This is a genomic window from Marinobacter daepoensis DSM 16072, from assembly GCF_000421165.1.
Classification (GTDB): Bacteria; Pseudomonadota; Gammaproteobacteria; order Pseudomonadales; family Oleiphilaceae; genus Marinobacter; species Marinobacter daepoensis.
Window position 1 is genome coordinate 1 of the sequence record NZ_ATWI01000003.1, and the last position, 15,560, is coordinate 15,560.

Annotated in this window: 13 protein-coding genes and 1 tRNA gene; all 14 read right to left on the reverse strand. The window is 54.5% G+C overall.

The window, feature by feature from the left end:
* Nucleotides 1-93, reverse strand: a 93-nt coding sequence (locus K325_RS18165) for a GTP-binding protein (protein WP_208107646.1), incomplete at its 3' end; no start/stop codon positions are given.
* Nucleotides 94-127: 34 nt separating this feature from the next.
* Complete coding sequence (gene fusA / locus K325_RS0100390) at nucleotides 128-2,233, reverse strand: elongation factor G (protein WP_029652279.1); 2,106 nt, start codon at nucleotides 2,231-2,233, stop codon at nucleotides 128-130.
* A gap of 18 nt (nucleotides 2,234-2,251) precedes the next feature.
* Nucleotides 2,252-2,722, reverse strand: a complete 471-nt coding sequence (gene rpsG / locus K325_RS0100395) for a 30S ribosomal protein S7 (protein ID WP_029652280.1) — start codon at nucleotides 2,720-2,722, stop codon at nucleotides 2,252-2,254.
* Nucleotides 2,723-2,834: 112 nt separating this feature from the next.
* Nucleotides 2,835-3,209 carry a 30S ribosomal protein S12 gene (gene rpsL, locus K325_RS0100400; RefSeq protein ID WP_029652281.1) on the reverse strand — a complete coding sequence of 125 codons (375 nt, stop codon included), beginning with the start codon at nucleotides 3,207-3,209 and terminating at the stop codon, nucleotides 2,835-2,837.
* Nucleotides 3,210-3,374: 165 nt separating this feature from the next.
* Nucleotides 3,375-7,589, reverse strand: coding sequence for a DNA-directed RNA polymerase subunit beta' (gene rpoC / locus K325_RS0100405; protein WP_029652282.1), 4,215 nt, complete (start codon nucleotides 7,587-7,589; stop codon nucleotides 3,375-3,377).
* Between the two features lie 76 nt (nucleotides 7,590-7,665).
* Complete coding sequence (gene rpoB, locus K325_RS0100410) at nucleotides 7,666-11,742, reverse strand: DNA-directed RNA polymerase subunit beta (RefSeq protein WP_029652283.1); 4,077 nt, start codon at nucleotides 11,740-11,742, stop codon at nucleotides 7,666-7,668.
* Between the two features lie 242 nt (nucleotides 11,743-11,984).
* Nucleotides 11,985-12,362, reverse strand: coding sequence for a 50S ribosomal protein L7/L12 (rplL, locus tag K325_RS0100415; protein WP_029652284.1), 378 nt, complete (start codon nucleotides 12,360-12,362; stop codon nucleotides 11,985-11,987).
* 39 nt (nucleotides 12,363-12,401) lie between these two features.
* Entirely contained in the window at nucleotides 12,402-12,932 is a 531-nt protein-coding gene (rplJ, locus tag K325_RS0100420; protein WP_029652285.1) for a 50S ribosomal protein L10, read from the reverse strand.
* A 216-nt stretch (nucleotides 12,933-13,148) separates the two neighbouring features.
* Nucleotides 13,149-13,847, reverse strand: coding sequence for a 50S ribosomal protein L1 (gene rplA, locus K325_RS0100425; RefSeq protein WP_029652286.1), 699 nt, complete (start codon nucleotides 13,845-13,847; stop codon nucleotides 13,149-13,151).
* A 1-nt stretch (nucleotide 13,848) separates the two neighbouring features.
* Nucleotides 13,849-14,280 carry a 50S ribosomal protein L11 gene (rplK, locus tag K325_RS0100430; RefSeq protein WP_029652287.1) on the reverse strand — a complete coding sequence of 144 codons (432 nt, stop codon included), beginning with the start codon at nucleotides 14,278-14,280 and terminating at the stop codon, nucleotides 13,849-13,851.
* A gap of 116 nt (nucleotides 14,281-14,396) precedes the next feature.
* Nucleotides 14,397-14,930, reverse strand: coding sequence for a transcription termination/antitermination protein NusG (gene nusG, locus K325_RS0100435; protein ID WP_029652288.1), 534 nt, complete (start codon nucleotides 14,928-14,930; stop codon nucleotides 14,397-14,399).
* A gap of 12 nt (nucleotides 14,931-14,942) precedes the next feature.
* On the reverse strand, nucleotides 14,943-15,311 hold the full coding sequence (secE, locus tag K325_RS0100440; RefSeq protein ID WP_029652289.1) for a preprotein translocase subunit SecE: 369 nt from the start codon (nucleotides 15,309-15,311) through the stop codon (nucleotides 14,943-14,945).
* A gap of 33 nt (nucleotides 15,312-15,344) precedes the next feature.
* Nucleotides 15,345-15,420 (reverse strand) — tRNA-Trp (locus K325_RS0100445).
* A gap of 45 nt (nucleotides 15,421-15,465) precedes the next feature.
* Nucleotides 15,466-15,560: EF-Tu C-terminal domain-related protein (locus tag K325_RS18320; protein ID WP_020411129.1), on the reverse strand; the 95-nt coding region annotated here is incomplete at its 5' end.

Below are 15,560 nucleotides of genomic sequence, written 5' to 3' on the forward strand. Positions count from 1 at the left end.
AGCAGCTGTCAGAGTGGTCTTACCATGGTCAACGTGACCGATGGTGCCGACGTTTACGTGCGGCTTACTGCGTTCAAATTTTTCTTTAGACACGGTTACACCTCTTCCTGTTTCTTAAGTCCTGGGATCAACCCTTTTTAATGATCGCTTCGGCAATGTTCGAAGGAGCTTCCGAGTAGCGGGAGAACTCCATCGCATAAGACGCCCGACCCTGCGTTGCAGAACGCAGATCGGTGGCGTAACCGAACATCTCCGACAACGGAACTTCAGCACGAACGATCTTGCCAGCGGGATTATCATCCATACCCTGAATCACGCCGCGACGACGGTTCAGGTCGCCAACAACATCACCCATGTAGTCTTCCGGAGTGACAACCTCAACCTTCATCATCGGCTCGAGCAGCGCCGGGTTCGCTTCGAGAGCACCCTTTTTCATCGCCATGGAACCAGCGATTTTGAACGCCATCTCGTTGGAGTCAACGTCGTGATATGAGCCGTCGTACAGAGTCGCCTTAATGCCAAGCAACGGATAGCCAGCCAGACAGCCGTTCTGCATCTGCTCAGAGATACCCTGCTGAACCGCCGGGATGTATTCCTTCGGAACCACACCACCAACGATCTCGTTCACGAAGATGAAGTTTTCCGCATCTTCCACATCCAGCGGCAGCGGCTCAAGCTTCACTTTAACGTGACCGTACTGACCCCGACCACCAGACTGACGAACGAACTTACCTTCGACATCTACCGGCTTGCGAATGCACTCACGATAAGCAACCTGAGGCTTACCAATGTTCGCCTCAACCTTAAACTCGCGACGCATACGGTCAACGATAATATCCAGGTGCAACTCGCCCATACCAGAGATGATGGTCTGACCAGACTCTTCATCGGTACGAACGCGGAACGAAGGGTCTTCCTGAGCCAACTTGCCCAGCGCCACACCCATCTTTTCCTGGTCCGCTTTGGACTTTGGCTCGACTGCAACCGAGATAACCGGCTCCGGGAACTCCATCCGCTCCAGAATGATTTTGCTGTTTTCGTCACACAGAGTGTCCCCGGTAGTGACGTTTTTCAGGCCGATGGCCGCAGCAATATCGCCCGCAAGCACTTCTTTGATTTCTTCCCGGTCATTGGCATGCATCTGAACCATACGGCCCACACGCTCTTTCTTACCTTTAACCGAGTTATAAACCGCGTTACCAGACTCAAGCTTACCGGAATACACCCGGAAGAAGGTCAGTGAGCCAACAAACGGGTCAGTGGCGATTTTGAACGCCAAAGCAGCAAATGGCGCATCATCATCAACCGGACGAGTTTCCTCGGTACCTTCGTCATCAACTTCACCACGGATCGCCTTAACTTCGTCCGGCGCCGGCAGGAATTCGATAACCGCATCCAGAACCGCAGGAACACCCTTGTTCTTGAACGCCGTACCACAGCAGGCCGGAACGATTTCGTTAGCCAGGGTACGTGCGCGCAGACCGGCCTTAATTTCTTCCAGGCTCAGCTCACCGCCTTCAAGGTACTTTTCCATGAGCTCTTCGTTGGCTTCGGCCGCTGCCTCAACCAACTGCTCGCGGTACAGGTTGACTTCGTCGACCATGTCCGCCGGAACTTCGCTCTCGTCGTAGCTCATGCCCAAATCTTCGTCATTCCAGCGAATCGCCTTCATGCGAAGCAGGTCAACCACACCCTCAAAGTCGTCTTCCGCGCCAATCGGCAATTGCAAAGGAACCGGGGTAGCACCCAGGCGGTCCTTGATCTGAGCAACAACACGCAGGAAGTCCGCACCAGCACGGTCCATCTTATTGACGAACACCATGCGCGGCACTTCATACTTGTTGGCCTGACGCCACACAGTCTCAGACTGAGGCTCCACACCAGAAGAACCGCAGAAAACGACCACAGCACCATCCAGAACACGCAGAGAACGCTCTACCTCAATGGTAAAGTCAACGTGGCCCGGGGTGTCGATGATGTTTACCCGATGCTCAGGAAACTGCTTGTCCATGCCCTGCCAGAAGGTGGTGACAGCTGCAGAGGTGATGGTGATACCACGCTCCTGCTCCTGCTCCATCCAGTCAGTGGTTGATGCACCATCATGGGTTTCACCCATCTTGTGGTTACGACCGGTGTAGTAAAGAATACGCTCAGTCGTTGTGGTCTTGCCTGCATCAACGTGCGCACAGATACCAATGTTTCTGTAACGTTTGATCGGAGTCTTTCGTGCCACTGTTTAAACCTCGGCTGTTTAGAAACGGAAATGAGAGAAGGCCTTGTTGGCTTCTGCCATACGATGGACGTCTTCACGCTTCTTAACTGCCGCACCCTTGCTCTCTACAGCATCAAGGATTTCACCAGCAAGGCGCTGCGCCATGCTTTTCTCACCGCGCTTCCGTGAGTATTCAACGAGCCAGCGCATTGCCAGCGCGTTCTGACGGGAAGGCCGTACTTCTACGGGCACCTGGTAGGTAGCACCACCCACACGACGGGACTTAACCTCGACCATCGGCTGGATGTTCTCCAGGGCCTTTTCGAACATGTCGATCGGCTCTTCCTTGGATTTTTCGGCAACAATCTCAAGTGCGCCGTAAACAATGCGCTCCGCAACCGCTTTCTTGCCGCTTTCCATCACGTGGTTGATGAACTTGGCAAGACGTGCACTGCCGAACTTAGGATCGGGAATGATTTCCCGCTTTGCTGCAACTCTTCTTCTAGGCATCGATAAGCCCTTATATCAAAAAGGTCTTCAGGAACCCTGAGATAGCCACTGACTACTCAGCCTTACTCTTACCGTTCTTACAAGCAACGATAAAAGGCACCCGCTCGGGACATCAGGACTTGGGTCGTTTTGCACCGTACTTGGAGCGGCCCTGCTTACGGTTCTGAACACCCTGGGTATCCAACGTACCGCGAACAGTGTGGTAGCGCACACCCGGAAGGTCTTTTACTCGACCACCACGGATCAGCACAACACTGTGCTCCTGAAGGTTATGACCTTCACCACCAATGTATGAGGAAACCTCGTAGCCGTTGGTCAGACGAACACGACACACTTTACGCAGTGCTGAGTTCGGCTTCTTCGGCGTTGTGGTGTACACACGAGTGCACACACCACGGCGCTGAGGACAGGCCTGGAGCGCGGGAACGTCGCTCTGGTCTACCTTGCGCTTACGAGGCTTACGCACCAACTGATTAATCGTTGCCATGTAAGCAAACTCCAAAAAACCATACCAATGTAACTTACCCCCAATGAAGGGGGTAAAATTTAAGGGACGCAAGTTTAAGCCCGCACCCCAAGTCAGTCAAGATGACTGATCTCTTTTTAACCACCCTCGGCATAGGTATCTATCCCGAGGGCGGCGTGCCACAACTCAGCTTTCGCGGTTGAGCTCGGCACTCAGAGCTTCTTCAACGTCAGCTGCAGTAACGCCCTGCTCTTCTAGGTCACGCTTGCGACGGCGTTCGTTATGGTAAGCCAACCCGGTACCGGCCGGAATCAGACGACCTACCACCACGTTCTCTTTCAGACCACGCAGATAATCGCGCTTGCCAGTCACCGCACCTTCGGTCAGAACCCGTGTGGTTTCCTGGAAAGAAGCCGCAGAGATAAAGGACTCTGTGGCCAGCGATGCCTTGGTGATACCCAGCAGCAGACGTTCGAATCTGGCAGGTTCTTTGTCTGCCGCGTTCGCTTTGTCATTCTCTTCAATCACCTGAGTGATTTCCACCTGGTCACCAGACAGCAGCGTCGTGTCACCCGGGTCCGTGATTTCCACCTTGCGCAGCATCTGTCGCACGATAACTTCAATATGTTTATCGTTGATGACAACGCCCTGCAGGCGATAAACATCCTGAATCTCGTTGGTGATGTACTTGGCGAGCTCCACGACGCCCAACAACCGCAAAATATCATGCGGGTTAGACGGTCCGTCGGAGATAACCTCACCCTTTTCTACGGTTTCACCTTCGAACACGTTGAGCTGACGATGCTTCGGAATCAACACCTCATACGCATCATCATCCTTCGGCGTAATAACCAGGCGCTTCTTACCCTTGGTCTCTTTACCAAACGACACCACACCACTGATCTCTGCCAAAATCGCAGACTCTTTCGGGCGACGAGCCTCGAACAGATCCGCAACCCGCGGCAGACCACCGGTAATATCCCGCGTTTTCGAGCTTTCCTGAGGAATACGGGCAACGACATCGCCCAGCTCGATCTTCGCACCGTTCGCCATGGTGACCAGCGCGTTCGCGGGCAGGAAGAAGATCGCGGCGCCACCGCCAGGCAGATCCACTTCTTCTCCCACCTCGTCGACCAACTGAATCGCCGGACGAATGTCCTTACCAGCCGCCGGACGCTCTTTCGGGTCGATCACTTCCATGGTCGACAGACCGGTAAGTTCATCAGCCTGGGTGCGGACCGTGATGCCCTCTTCCATGTTGACAAACTTGGCGGTGCCCTTCGCTTCCGCGATGATTGGGTGTGTATGCGGGTCCCACTTGGCAACCACAACACCAGCCTCTACAAGGTCACCGTTCTTCACAGACAGCACAGCACCATACGGCAGCTTGTACCACTCGCGCTCACGACCCTGCTCATCGGCAATGGCCAACGCAGAGGAACGGGAGACCACCACCAGAGAACCGTCAGTCTTTTCAATGGACTTAAGGTTATGCAGACGGACAGTACCGCCATGCTTGACCTGGATGTTATCCACCGCTGAAGCCCGGCTCGCCGCACCACCGATGTGGAAGGTCCGCATCGTCAACTGCGTGCCCGGCTCACCGATGGACTGTGCCGCAATAACACCGACAGCCTCACCGACGTTCACCTGGTGACCACGAGCCAGATCGCGGCCGTAACACTTGGAACAGATACCGTGGCGGGTGTCACAGGTGATCGCAGAGCGCACCCAGATTTCATCCACACCGGCGCGCTCAACCATTTCGACGGTTTTCTCATCGAGCAGAGTGCCGGCCGGAACGACTGCGTTATCTTTATCAGTCGGCGTAAAGACATCCCGTGCCGTTACACGCCCCAGAACCCGATCACCCAGCGGTACAACAACGTCACCACCCTCAATGTGCGGCGTCATCAACAGGCCTTCACCGGTTCCACAATCTTCTTCGGTGACGACCAGGTCCTGAGAAACATCAACCAGACGGCGAGTCAGATAACCAGAGTTCGCCGTCTTCAGAGCGGTATCCGCCAGACCCTTACGAGCACCGTGGGTCGAGATAAAGTACTGCAGTACGTTCAGACCCTCACGGAAGTTCGCGGTGATCGGCGTCTCGATGATCGAGCCGTCCGGCTTGGCCATCAGACCACGCATACCGGACAACTGACGAATCTGAGCCGCAGAACCCCGGGCACCGGAGTCAGCCATCATGTAAACGGAGTTGAAAGACTCCTGCATCAGGTCTTCGCCGTCTTCCGTCTTAACGGGCTGGCCATCCGGGCCAATTACCTGCTCCTTGGACAACCGCTCCATCATCGCCTTCGACACTTTGTCGTTAGCGCGGGACCAGATATCAATAACCTTGTTGTACTTTTCGCCCTGCGTCAGAAGACCGGACGCGTACTGGTTTTCGATGTCTTTAACTTCGTCAGACGCCGCATCAACCAGCTCGTACTTCTCTGGCGGAATTTCAAAGTCGTTGAAACCAATGGAGATGCCGGAACGGGTCGCATAGTGGTAACCCATATACATCAGCTGGTCTGCAAAGATAACTGTATCTTTCAGACCTGCATCCCGGTAACAGGTGTTGATCAGGTTGGAAATTGCCTTTTTGACCATCGGTTTGTTGACGATCTCAAACGGCAAGCCATCGGGCACGATGTCATATAGCAGCGCCCGGCCAACCGTCGTCTCGACGATCCGGAAACTCTCGGTACGAGCCCCATCCTCATCAATCGCGACTTCCCTGACACGCACCTTCACACTGGCCTGCAGATCAACCTGCCCCGCCCCGTACGCACGATGAGCTTCTTTAACGTCAGCGAAGACCATACCCTCACCGGTAGCGGCATGGCGCTCACGGGTCATGTAGTACAAGCCCAATACCACGTCCTGTGACGGGACAATAATCGGCTCGCCGTTAGCGGGCGACAGTACGTTGTTGGTAGACATCATCAACGCACGGGCTTCAAGCTGAGCTTCCAGGGTCAGCGGCACGTGCACCGCCATCTGGTCACCGTCAAAGTCGGCGTTGTAGGCCGCACACACCAGCGGGTGCAACTGAATCGCCTTACCTTCGATCAGAACCGGTTCGAATGCCTGGATACCCAGACGGTGCAGGGTCGGCGCCCGGTTCAGCAGGATCGGATGCTCACGGATGACCTCGTCCAGGATATCCCAGACCACGCCTTCCTCACGCTCGACCATTTTCTTGGCGGCCTTGATGGTCGTCGCCAGGCCACGATGCTCAAGCTTGGAGAAAATGAACGGCTTGAACAGTTCCAGGGCCATCTTCTTAGGCAGACCGCACTGATGCAGACGCAGGTACGGCCCAACCACGATCACTGAACGGCCAGAGTAGTCGACACGCTTACCCAGCAGGTTCTGACGGAAGCGACCCTGCTTACCTTTGATCATGTCAGCCAGAGACTTCAGCGGGCGCTTGTTGGTGCCGGTGATGGCACGGCCACGGCGGCCGTTGTCCAGCAGGGCATCCACAGCTTCCTGCAACATCCGCTTCTCGTTACGTACGATGATGTCCGGAGCATTCAGCTCCAGCAGGCGCTTGAGACGGTTGTTCCGGTTGATCACCCGACGGTACAGGTCGTTAAGGTCGGAGGTGGCAAAACGGCCGCCATCCAGAGGCACCAGCGGGCGCAGATCCGGCGGCAGAACCGGCAGCACGGTCATTACCATGTCGCCCGGCTTGTTACCGGAATACAGGAACGCCTCCAAAATTTTCAGGCGCTTGCTGAATTTCTTGATCTTGGTTTCAGAGTTGGTCTGCGGAATCTCTTCGCGCAGCGCGTCAACTTCGGCTTGCAGATCAATGTCTTCCAGCAACTGCTTGACGGCTTCTGCACCCATGCGGGCATCGAACTCGTCGCCAAACTCTTCCAGGGCTTCATAATACTGCTCATCGTTCAGCAGCTGCCCCTTCTCCAAGGTGGTCATGCCCGGATCGATAACAATAAAGCTCTCGAAGTACAGAACCCGCTCGATATCACGCAGGGTCATGTCCAGCATCAGACCAATGCGGGACGGCAGTGACTTCAGGAACCAAATGTGGGCAACCGGGCTCGCCAGTTCAATGTGGCCCATGCGGTCACGACGAACGCTTGCCAGTGCAACCTCAACGCCACACTTCTCACAAATGACACCGCGGTGCTTGAGGCGCTTGTATTTTCCGCACAGGCACTCGTAGTCTTTGATCGGGCCGAAGATCTTGGCGCAGAAAAGACCGTCACGCTCCGGCTTGAAGGTACGGTAGTTGATGGTCTCAGGCTTTTTAACTTCACCAAAAGACCAGGAACGAATCATGTCAGGTGACGCGAGGCCAATGCGAATGGCGTCGAATTCCTTACTCTGATTCTGGCTCTTGAGAAGATTCAGCAAATCTTTCATCAGTAAAAGCTCCGGATGGCGTTAATCTCGGGCGGGCACAGTCTGTACCCGCTCACGCTGCCAAAAACAATTCGGCTCACTCGGATTCCAGCTCGATGTCGATACCCAACGAGCGGATTTCCTTGACAAGAACGTTGAAGGACTCGGGCATCCCCGGCTCCATCCGATGATCGCCATCGACAATGTTCTTGTACATCTTGGTCCGACCGTTTACGTCGTCAGACTTGACGGTGAGCATTTCCTGGAGGGTGTAGGCCGCGCCATACGCCTCCAGAGCCCAGACTTCCATCTCACCGAAGCGCTGTCCACCGAACTGCGCCTTACCACCCAGCGGCTGCTGGGTAACCAGGCTGTAGGAACCGGTGGAACGAGCGTGCATCTTGTCATCGATCAGGTGGTTCAGCTTGAGCATGTACATGTAGCCCACTGTCACCGGGCGGTCAAATGCATCGCCGGTTCGACCATCGAAGAGCCTCGTCTGCCCACTGGTATCCAGATCCGCCAACTCAAGCATCCGCTTGACCTCGGCCTCTTTGGCCCCGTCGAAGACCGGTGTTGCCATCGGCACACCGCTACGCAGGTTGTTACACAGTTCGACGATCTCTTTGTCACTCAGGCTATCCAAGTCGACCTTGAACACCTCATCGGAGTGATTGTAGATCTCGTCCAGCAGCTGACGCAGCTCGGCAATCTTCCGCTGCTCATCCAGCATACGGCTGATTTTCTCGCCCAGGCCTTTAGCAGCAGCACCCAGGTGGGTCTCAAGCACCTGACCAACGTTCATCCGCGAAGGAACACCCAGCGGGTTGAGAACGATATCGACGGTGTTACCAAACTCATCGTAAGGCATATCCTCAATCGGCATAACCGCAGAGATAACACCCTTGTTACCATGGCGACCCGCCATTTTGTCGCCCGGCTGAATACGACGCTTGATGGCAAGGTAAACCTTGACGATTTTGAGTACACCAGGAGCCAGGTCATCGCCCTGCTGAAGCTTACCCTTCTTGTCTTCGAAGCGCGCTTCATGCTCTTTCTTACGTTCTTCCAGACCCTGCTCTGACTTCTCCAGCAACTCGTTCAACGCTTCGTCTTTCATCCGCAGCTTGAACCAGTCCGGACGCGGCAGCTCGGCCAGGTAAGACTCGTCGAGATTAGCCCCTTTCTTCATGCCCGGTCCGCTGATAACTTCCTGTCCGTTCAGCGCAGACATAAGGCGCTCATAGGTCGCGCCTTCAACGATGCGATATTCGTCTTTCAGATCCTTGCGGTACTTATCCAGTTGCTCTTTCTCAATAGACAGAGCCCTGGCATCTTTTTCAATACCGTCACGGGTGAACACCTGAACGTCAATAACCGTGCCGCGAGTGCCTGTAGGCACACGCTGGGACGTATCCTTAACGTCGGATGCCTTCTCACCAAAGATCGCGCGCAGCAGCTTTTCTTCCGGCGTCAGCTGGGTCTCGCCTTTTGGCGTCACCTTGCCAACCAGAATATCGCCGGGGCCCACTTCGGCACCGATGTAGACGATACCCGCTTCGTCCAGCTTGGACAGCGCACTTTCACCAACGTTCGGAATATCCGCAGTGATTTCTTCGCTACCCAGTTTCGTGTCCCGAGCCACACAGGTCAGTTCCTGGATGTGAATGGTTGTCAGGCGATCTTCCTGAACCACCTTCTCGGAAATGAGGATGGAATCCTCAAAGTTGTAACCATTCCAGGGCATGAAGGCGATGCGCATGTTCTGCCCAAGAGCCAGCTCACCCAAATCAACTGAAGGACCGTCCGCCAGTACGTCACCACGGGCAACCACATCACCCTGGCGCACGATGGAGCGCTGGTTGATGCAGGTGTTCTGGTTTGAACGGGTGTACTTGGTGAGGTTGTAGATATCCACACCGGCGTCACCGGCAGCCGTTTCCTCGTTGTTCACACGAACCACGATACGAGCTGCGTCGACGCTCTCAATCACACCACCTCGACGAGCCGTCACACACACACCGGAGTCCTGCGCAACGGTGCGCTCAACACCAGTTCCCACCAGGGGAACCTGCGATTTCAGCGTCGGTACGGCCTGACGCTGCATGTTCGCGCCCATCAGAGCCCGGTTAGCATCATCATGCTCCAGGAACGGGATCAGAGACGCAGCAACAGACACAACCTGGCGCGGCGAAACGTCCATGAAGTTGACCGCCTCTGGCGGTGCAACAGTAAATTCGTTCTGATGACGAACGGTAACCAGCTCGTCGGTCAGACGCTTACCTTCATCCGTCGCAGCACTGGCCTGAGCGATGACGTAGTTACTCTCTTCAATCGCAGAGAGATACACCAGCTCATCCGTAACAACCCCCTCGACCACCTTACGGTACGGGCTCTCAAGGAATCCGTAGAAATTGGAGCGGGCATAGGTTGCCAGAGAGTTGATCAGACCGATGTTCGGACCTTCCGGAGTCTCGATCGGACACACTCGACCGTAGTGGGTCGGATGTACGTCCCGAACCTCAAAGCCCGCTCGCTCGCGAGTCAGACCACCAGGGCCCAACGCCGAGATACGGCGCTTGTGAGTGACTTCTGACAGAGGGTTGTTCTGGTCCATGAACTGTGACAACTGACTGGAACCGAAGAACTCCTTCACTGCGGCCGCAACCGGCTTGGCGTTGATCAGATCCTGCGGCATCAGGCCTTCGCTTTCCGCCAGGCTGAGGCGCTCGCGGACAGCACGCTCTACACGCACCAGACCAACACGGAACTGGTTCTCTGCCATTTCACCAACACAACGCACACGACGGTTGCCCAGGTTATCAATGTCATCCACCTGCCCCTGACCATTTCGGATCGCGATCAGGGTTTTCAGCACATCGATGATGTCTTCGTGCGTCAGCGTGCCTTCACCCGTGCTTTCTTCCCGACCCAGGCGACGGTTGAGCTTCATCCGGCCAACGCCGGACAAGTCATAGCGCTCGTCAGAGAAGAACAGGTTGTTGAACAGATTCTCCGCAGATTCCTTGGTGGGCGGCTCGCCCGGGCGCATCATGCGGTAAATTTCCACCAACGCTTCCAGCGGTGTGCGAGTCGGGTCGATACGCAAGGTATCGGACATGAAGGGCCCGCAATCCAGGTCGTTGGTATAAAGCGTTTCGATTTCTGCAACGCCAGCATCGAGAACTTTGGTAACAACGTCTTCTGTCAGCTCGGTGTTACACTCCACCAGCACTTCACCAGTGGACTGATCGATCATATCCTTGGCCAGGACACGACCGTAGAGATACTCGGTCGGGACTTCCAGCTCGGTAATACCGGCTTTCTCAAGCTGCTTGATGTGACGAGCAGTGACACGGCGACCTTCTTCAACAATCACGCCACCGTCATTGTCCTTGATATCAAACGTCGCAATATCGCCACGGAGACGGCTAGGCACCAGCTCCAGCTTACATACCTCTGCACCCAGTGAGAATCTGCTGGTCTCAAAGAACATGTCGAGCATTTGCTCCGACGTGTACCCCAGCGCACGCAGAAGAATAGAAGCCGGAAGCTTTCGGCGACGGTCGATACGAACGAACACGGAATCTTTCGGATCGAACTCGAAGTCCAGCCAGGAACCACGGTAAGGAATGACCCGCGCCGAATAGAGCAGCTTGCCGGAAGAGTGGGTCTTGCCCTTGTCATGATCAAAGAACACACCAGGTGAACGGTGGAGCTGGGAAACTATAACGCGCTCGGTACCGTTAACAACAAAGGTACCGTTCTCGGTCATCAGGGGCATCTCGCCCATGTACACTTCTTGCTCTTTGATGTCCTTAATCGCCTTGTTGGACGATTCCTTATCATAAATGATCAGGCGGACCTTTACCCGTAGCGGCGCGGCGTATGTAACGCCCCTGAGCTGACATTCCTTGACGTCGAACACCGGCTCGCCGATTCGATAGCTCACATACTCGAGCGCGGCGTTGCCAGAGTAACTGACAATCGGGAATACGGATTTGAATGCTGCATGAAGACCGGTTTCCCGGCGGTCTTCAGGAGCGGCTTCCATTTGGAGGAAGTCCCGGAACGAATCCAGCTGAATAGACAGCAAATAGGGGACGTCCATCACGGAAGGCAATTTACTAAAGTCTTTGCGAATCCGTTTTTTCTCAGTGTAGGAGTAAGTCATCTGCATTCCCCAGCTTTAGACTTGATACCTGGTATCAAGAAGCAATCAAATGTTCTGCTTCGGGGCCGAATTGCTCGGCTTATCGCGCCGTCTTGAACAAGACTCTGGCTGTAGGTTATAGACCTGACATCAACCTGCAATTGCACACCAGACTCTATAGCATATACAACAGAAAAAGGCCGGTGGCGTAAAGCCACCAGCCCGTCCGTGCTTAATGCACGGTGTCGATCAACAGCCGACTCTTACTTGAGCTCAACAGAAGCGCCTGCTTCCTCAAGCTTCTTCTTGGCTTCTTCAGCCTCGTCCTTGCTTGCAGCTTCCTTAACAGTGGAAGGAGCGCCGTCAACCATTTCCTTGGCTTCTTTCAGACCCAGGCCTGTCAGTTCACGAACAGCCTTGATAACGTTTACTTTCTTCTCACCAGCACCGGTCAGAACAACGTCAAATTCGGTCTTCTCTTCAGCAGCAGCAGCATCGCCAGCACCAGCTGCAGGAGCAGCAGCAACAGCAGCAGCGGCAGATACGCCGAACTTTTCTTCCATAGCTTCAACGAGCTCAACAACTTCCATTACGCTCATTTCAGCAATTGCATTCAAAATATCGTCTTTAGACAGAGCCATGACTTTCTCCGAAAATGTAAAAAATGGTGTTCAACAGAATCAAGCAGCTTCTTGCTTCTGGTCGCGGACTGCAGCTACTACACGTGTAATTCTGCCCGGAATATCGTTCAGAGTACGTGCGAGCTTGGTAACTGGTGCCTGTGTAACAATAGCCAGCTTGGTCAACGCTTCGTGCAGCGTCGGCAGCGTGGCCAGGCGATCGATCTGTTCTGCGCCCATCAGCTCACCGCCGACAGCCAGACCCTTGATCTCAAACGCCTCTTTCTCTTTTGCAAAATCCTTCAGCAAGCGCGCAGCCGCGCCCGGATCTTCCATTGAGAAAGCCAGAATGGTCGGACCAACCAGCGCCGGATCAATGCACTCGAACTCGGTACCACGAATTGCGATCTTCGCCAGGTTGTTACGTACAACCTTCAGACGCACATTTTCGGCACGAGCCTTGGCACGCAGCGCCGTCATGTCACCAGAAGTGACACCACGGTAGTCAGCCAAAACCACAGACAGAGCAGTACCAGCAGTCTCGTTGACTTCAGCGACGATCGCTTTCTTGTCTTCGAGTCTAATTGCCACTGGTTTTCTCCTCGATTTCGCTGGTCAACCCAGCAAACCCATCTATACCCCTTGCGGGGCTCCTAACGGTGTTAGGGTTCAGAGAGAACGTCTTCACACCGTCTGCGCAGGCGTTGCTTTAACCCTTTTGGCGCCTGGAAAGGGCGCCTCAGGGGCCTGCGGTCTTTGACAGCCTTGGCTTCCGCCCAGACTACAAAGTAACTACCGCTCAGAGCCTCAGATGCTCAGAGTACCCTGATCGATAGTCAGGCCAGGGCCCATGGTCGAAGAGACAGTGATCTTCTTCAGATACACACCCTTGGACGAAGCCGGCTTGGCCTTTTTCAGGTCTGCAATCAGAGCTTCAAGGTTTTCCCTGATGTTCTGTGCAGTAAACTCAACATTACCCAGCGGAGCATGGATGATACCGTTCTTGTCAGTCCGGTAACGAACCTGACCCGCTTTCGCGTTTTTGACCGCAGTTTCAACGTCAGCCGTTACTGTGCCTACCTTCGGGTTTGGCATCAGGCCACGAGGCCCCAGAATCTGACCCAGCTGACCAACGACACGCATTGCATCAGGGGTGGCAATCACTACGTCGAAATCCATGTTGCCTTTTTTGACTTCGTCAGCCAGATCATCCATACCAACAATGTCAGCACCCGCAGCGGCGGCTTTCTCAGCATTGGCGCCCTGGGTAAACACGGCAACCCGAACGCTCTTACCGGTTCCATGAGGCAGAACGGTGCTACTACGAACGACCTGGTCTGATTTACGAGCATCAACACCAAGGTTGACGGCCACATCAACAGACTCTTTGAACTTAACGCTCTGACCCAGTTCAGCCAGCAACGCTACAGCCTCATCGATGGAATAGGCACGGGTAGAGTCAACTTTTTCACGAATAAGCTTCTGACGCTTGCTCAGATTTGCCATCTTACAGACCCTCCACGTTCAGGCCCATGCTACGGGCAGTTCCGGCAATGGTACGAACCGCAGCTTCCATATCGGCAGCTGTCAGATCCGGCTCTTTGGTCTTGGCAATCTCTTCAAGCTGAGCGCGGGTAACAGTACCCACCTTCTCAGTATTGGGGCGACCAGAACCACTCTTGACACCGGCTGCTTTTTTCAGCAGGACTGGCGCAGGTGGAGTCTTGGTTACAAAAGTGAAGCTGCGATCAGCGTAGACGGTGATAACAGTAGGAATCGGCAGCCCTGGCTCCATGCCTTGAGTTTTGGCATTGAAGGCTTTACAGAATTCCATAATATTTACACCGCGCTGACCCAGAGCAGGACCAACGGGGGGACTTGGGTTGGCCTGACCGGCAGCAACCTGAAGCTTGATGTACGCTTCGATTTTCTTCGCCATGATAATTCTCCTATGGGTTCTTGCGCCTTTCGGCTCCCCGATTACAACCTGCATATAGCAGACACAAAAAGCCCGCGGCGCCACGGCGCGCGAGCTCTAAAACTTAAAGGCTACTTTCAGTCCTTTTCGACCTGACCAAACTCCAGCTCTACCGGAGTGGATCGACCAAAAATCAGAACCGCAACCTTAACCCGACTCTTCTCGTAGTCGACTTCTTCAACCACGCCATTAAAGTCTGCGAACGGACCTTCAATAACGCGAACAATTTCTCCGGGCTCAAACAGCGTTTTCGGCTTAGGCTTGTCGGCGCCACTCTCAACGCGACGTAAAATAGCCTCTGCTTCACGCTCGGTGATTGGTGCAGGCTTATCCTTGGTTCCACCAATAAAACCAAGCACTCTGGGCGTGTTCTTAACCAGATGCCAGGTAGCGTCGTCCATTTCCATCTGAACCAAAACGTACCCAGGATAAAACTTTCGCTCACTCTTGCGCTTTTTCCCGTCACGCATCTCAACGACTTCCTCGGTCGGAACGAGGATCTCGCCGAACTGATCTTCCATACCCTCGAGCGCCACACGCTCTTTAAGAGTGCGCATTACATGCTTTTCAAAGCCAGAATACGCATGTACAACGTACCAGCGCTTAGCCATTGCCCACTCCCGTTAACCGATGAAGCCGGCGACCAGCCAGCTGATCAGCGAATCCATGCCCCACAGAATCAGAGCCAACACAAGAACAAACACCACAACGATAATGGTGGTCTGAACCAGCTCAGGCCTGGTGGGCCAGACGACTTTCCGGATCTCTACGCGCGCTTCCTTCAAAAGCGTGGCAAAACGACGACCACGATCCGTTTGCAGCGCAACAAATGCGGCAACGAGCCCCAACCCCACAAGGGCCAGAACGCGATACAGCACAGACTCGGCACTAAAATACTGGTTACCCACAACACCTACGGCAACCAGAACAAAAACAACCAGCCACTTCATTGCATCGAAACGGCTGGCTGACTGAACGACTTTTGACTCCATAGGAATCAACTTATGTATCCGGATGTTGAAAAATGGCAGGCCAGGAGGGAATCGAACCCCCAACCTGCGGTTTTGGAGACCGCTGCTCTGCCAATTGAGCTACTGGCCTGCACCGAAACAACTCAGCGCAACAAACTAACGAGCAACCCGAAGGTTACTCGATGATCTTGGCAACCACGCCGGCACCTACGGTACGGCCACCTTCACGAATCGCGAAGCGCAGACCATCTTCCATGGCGATCGGAGCGA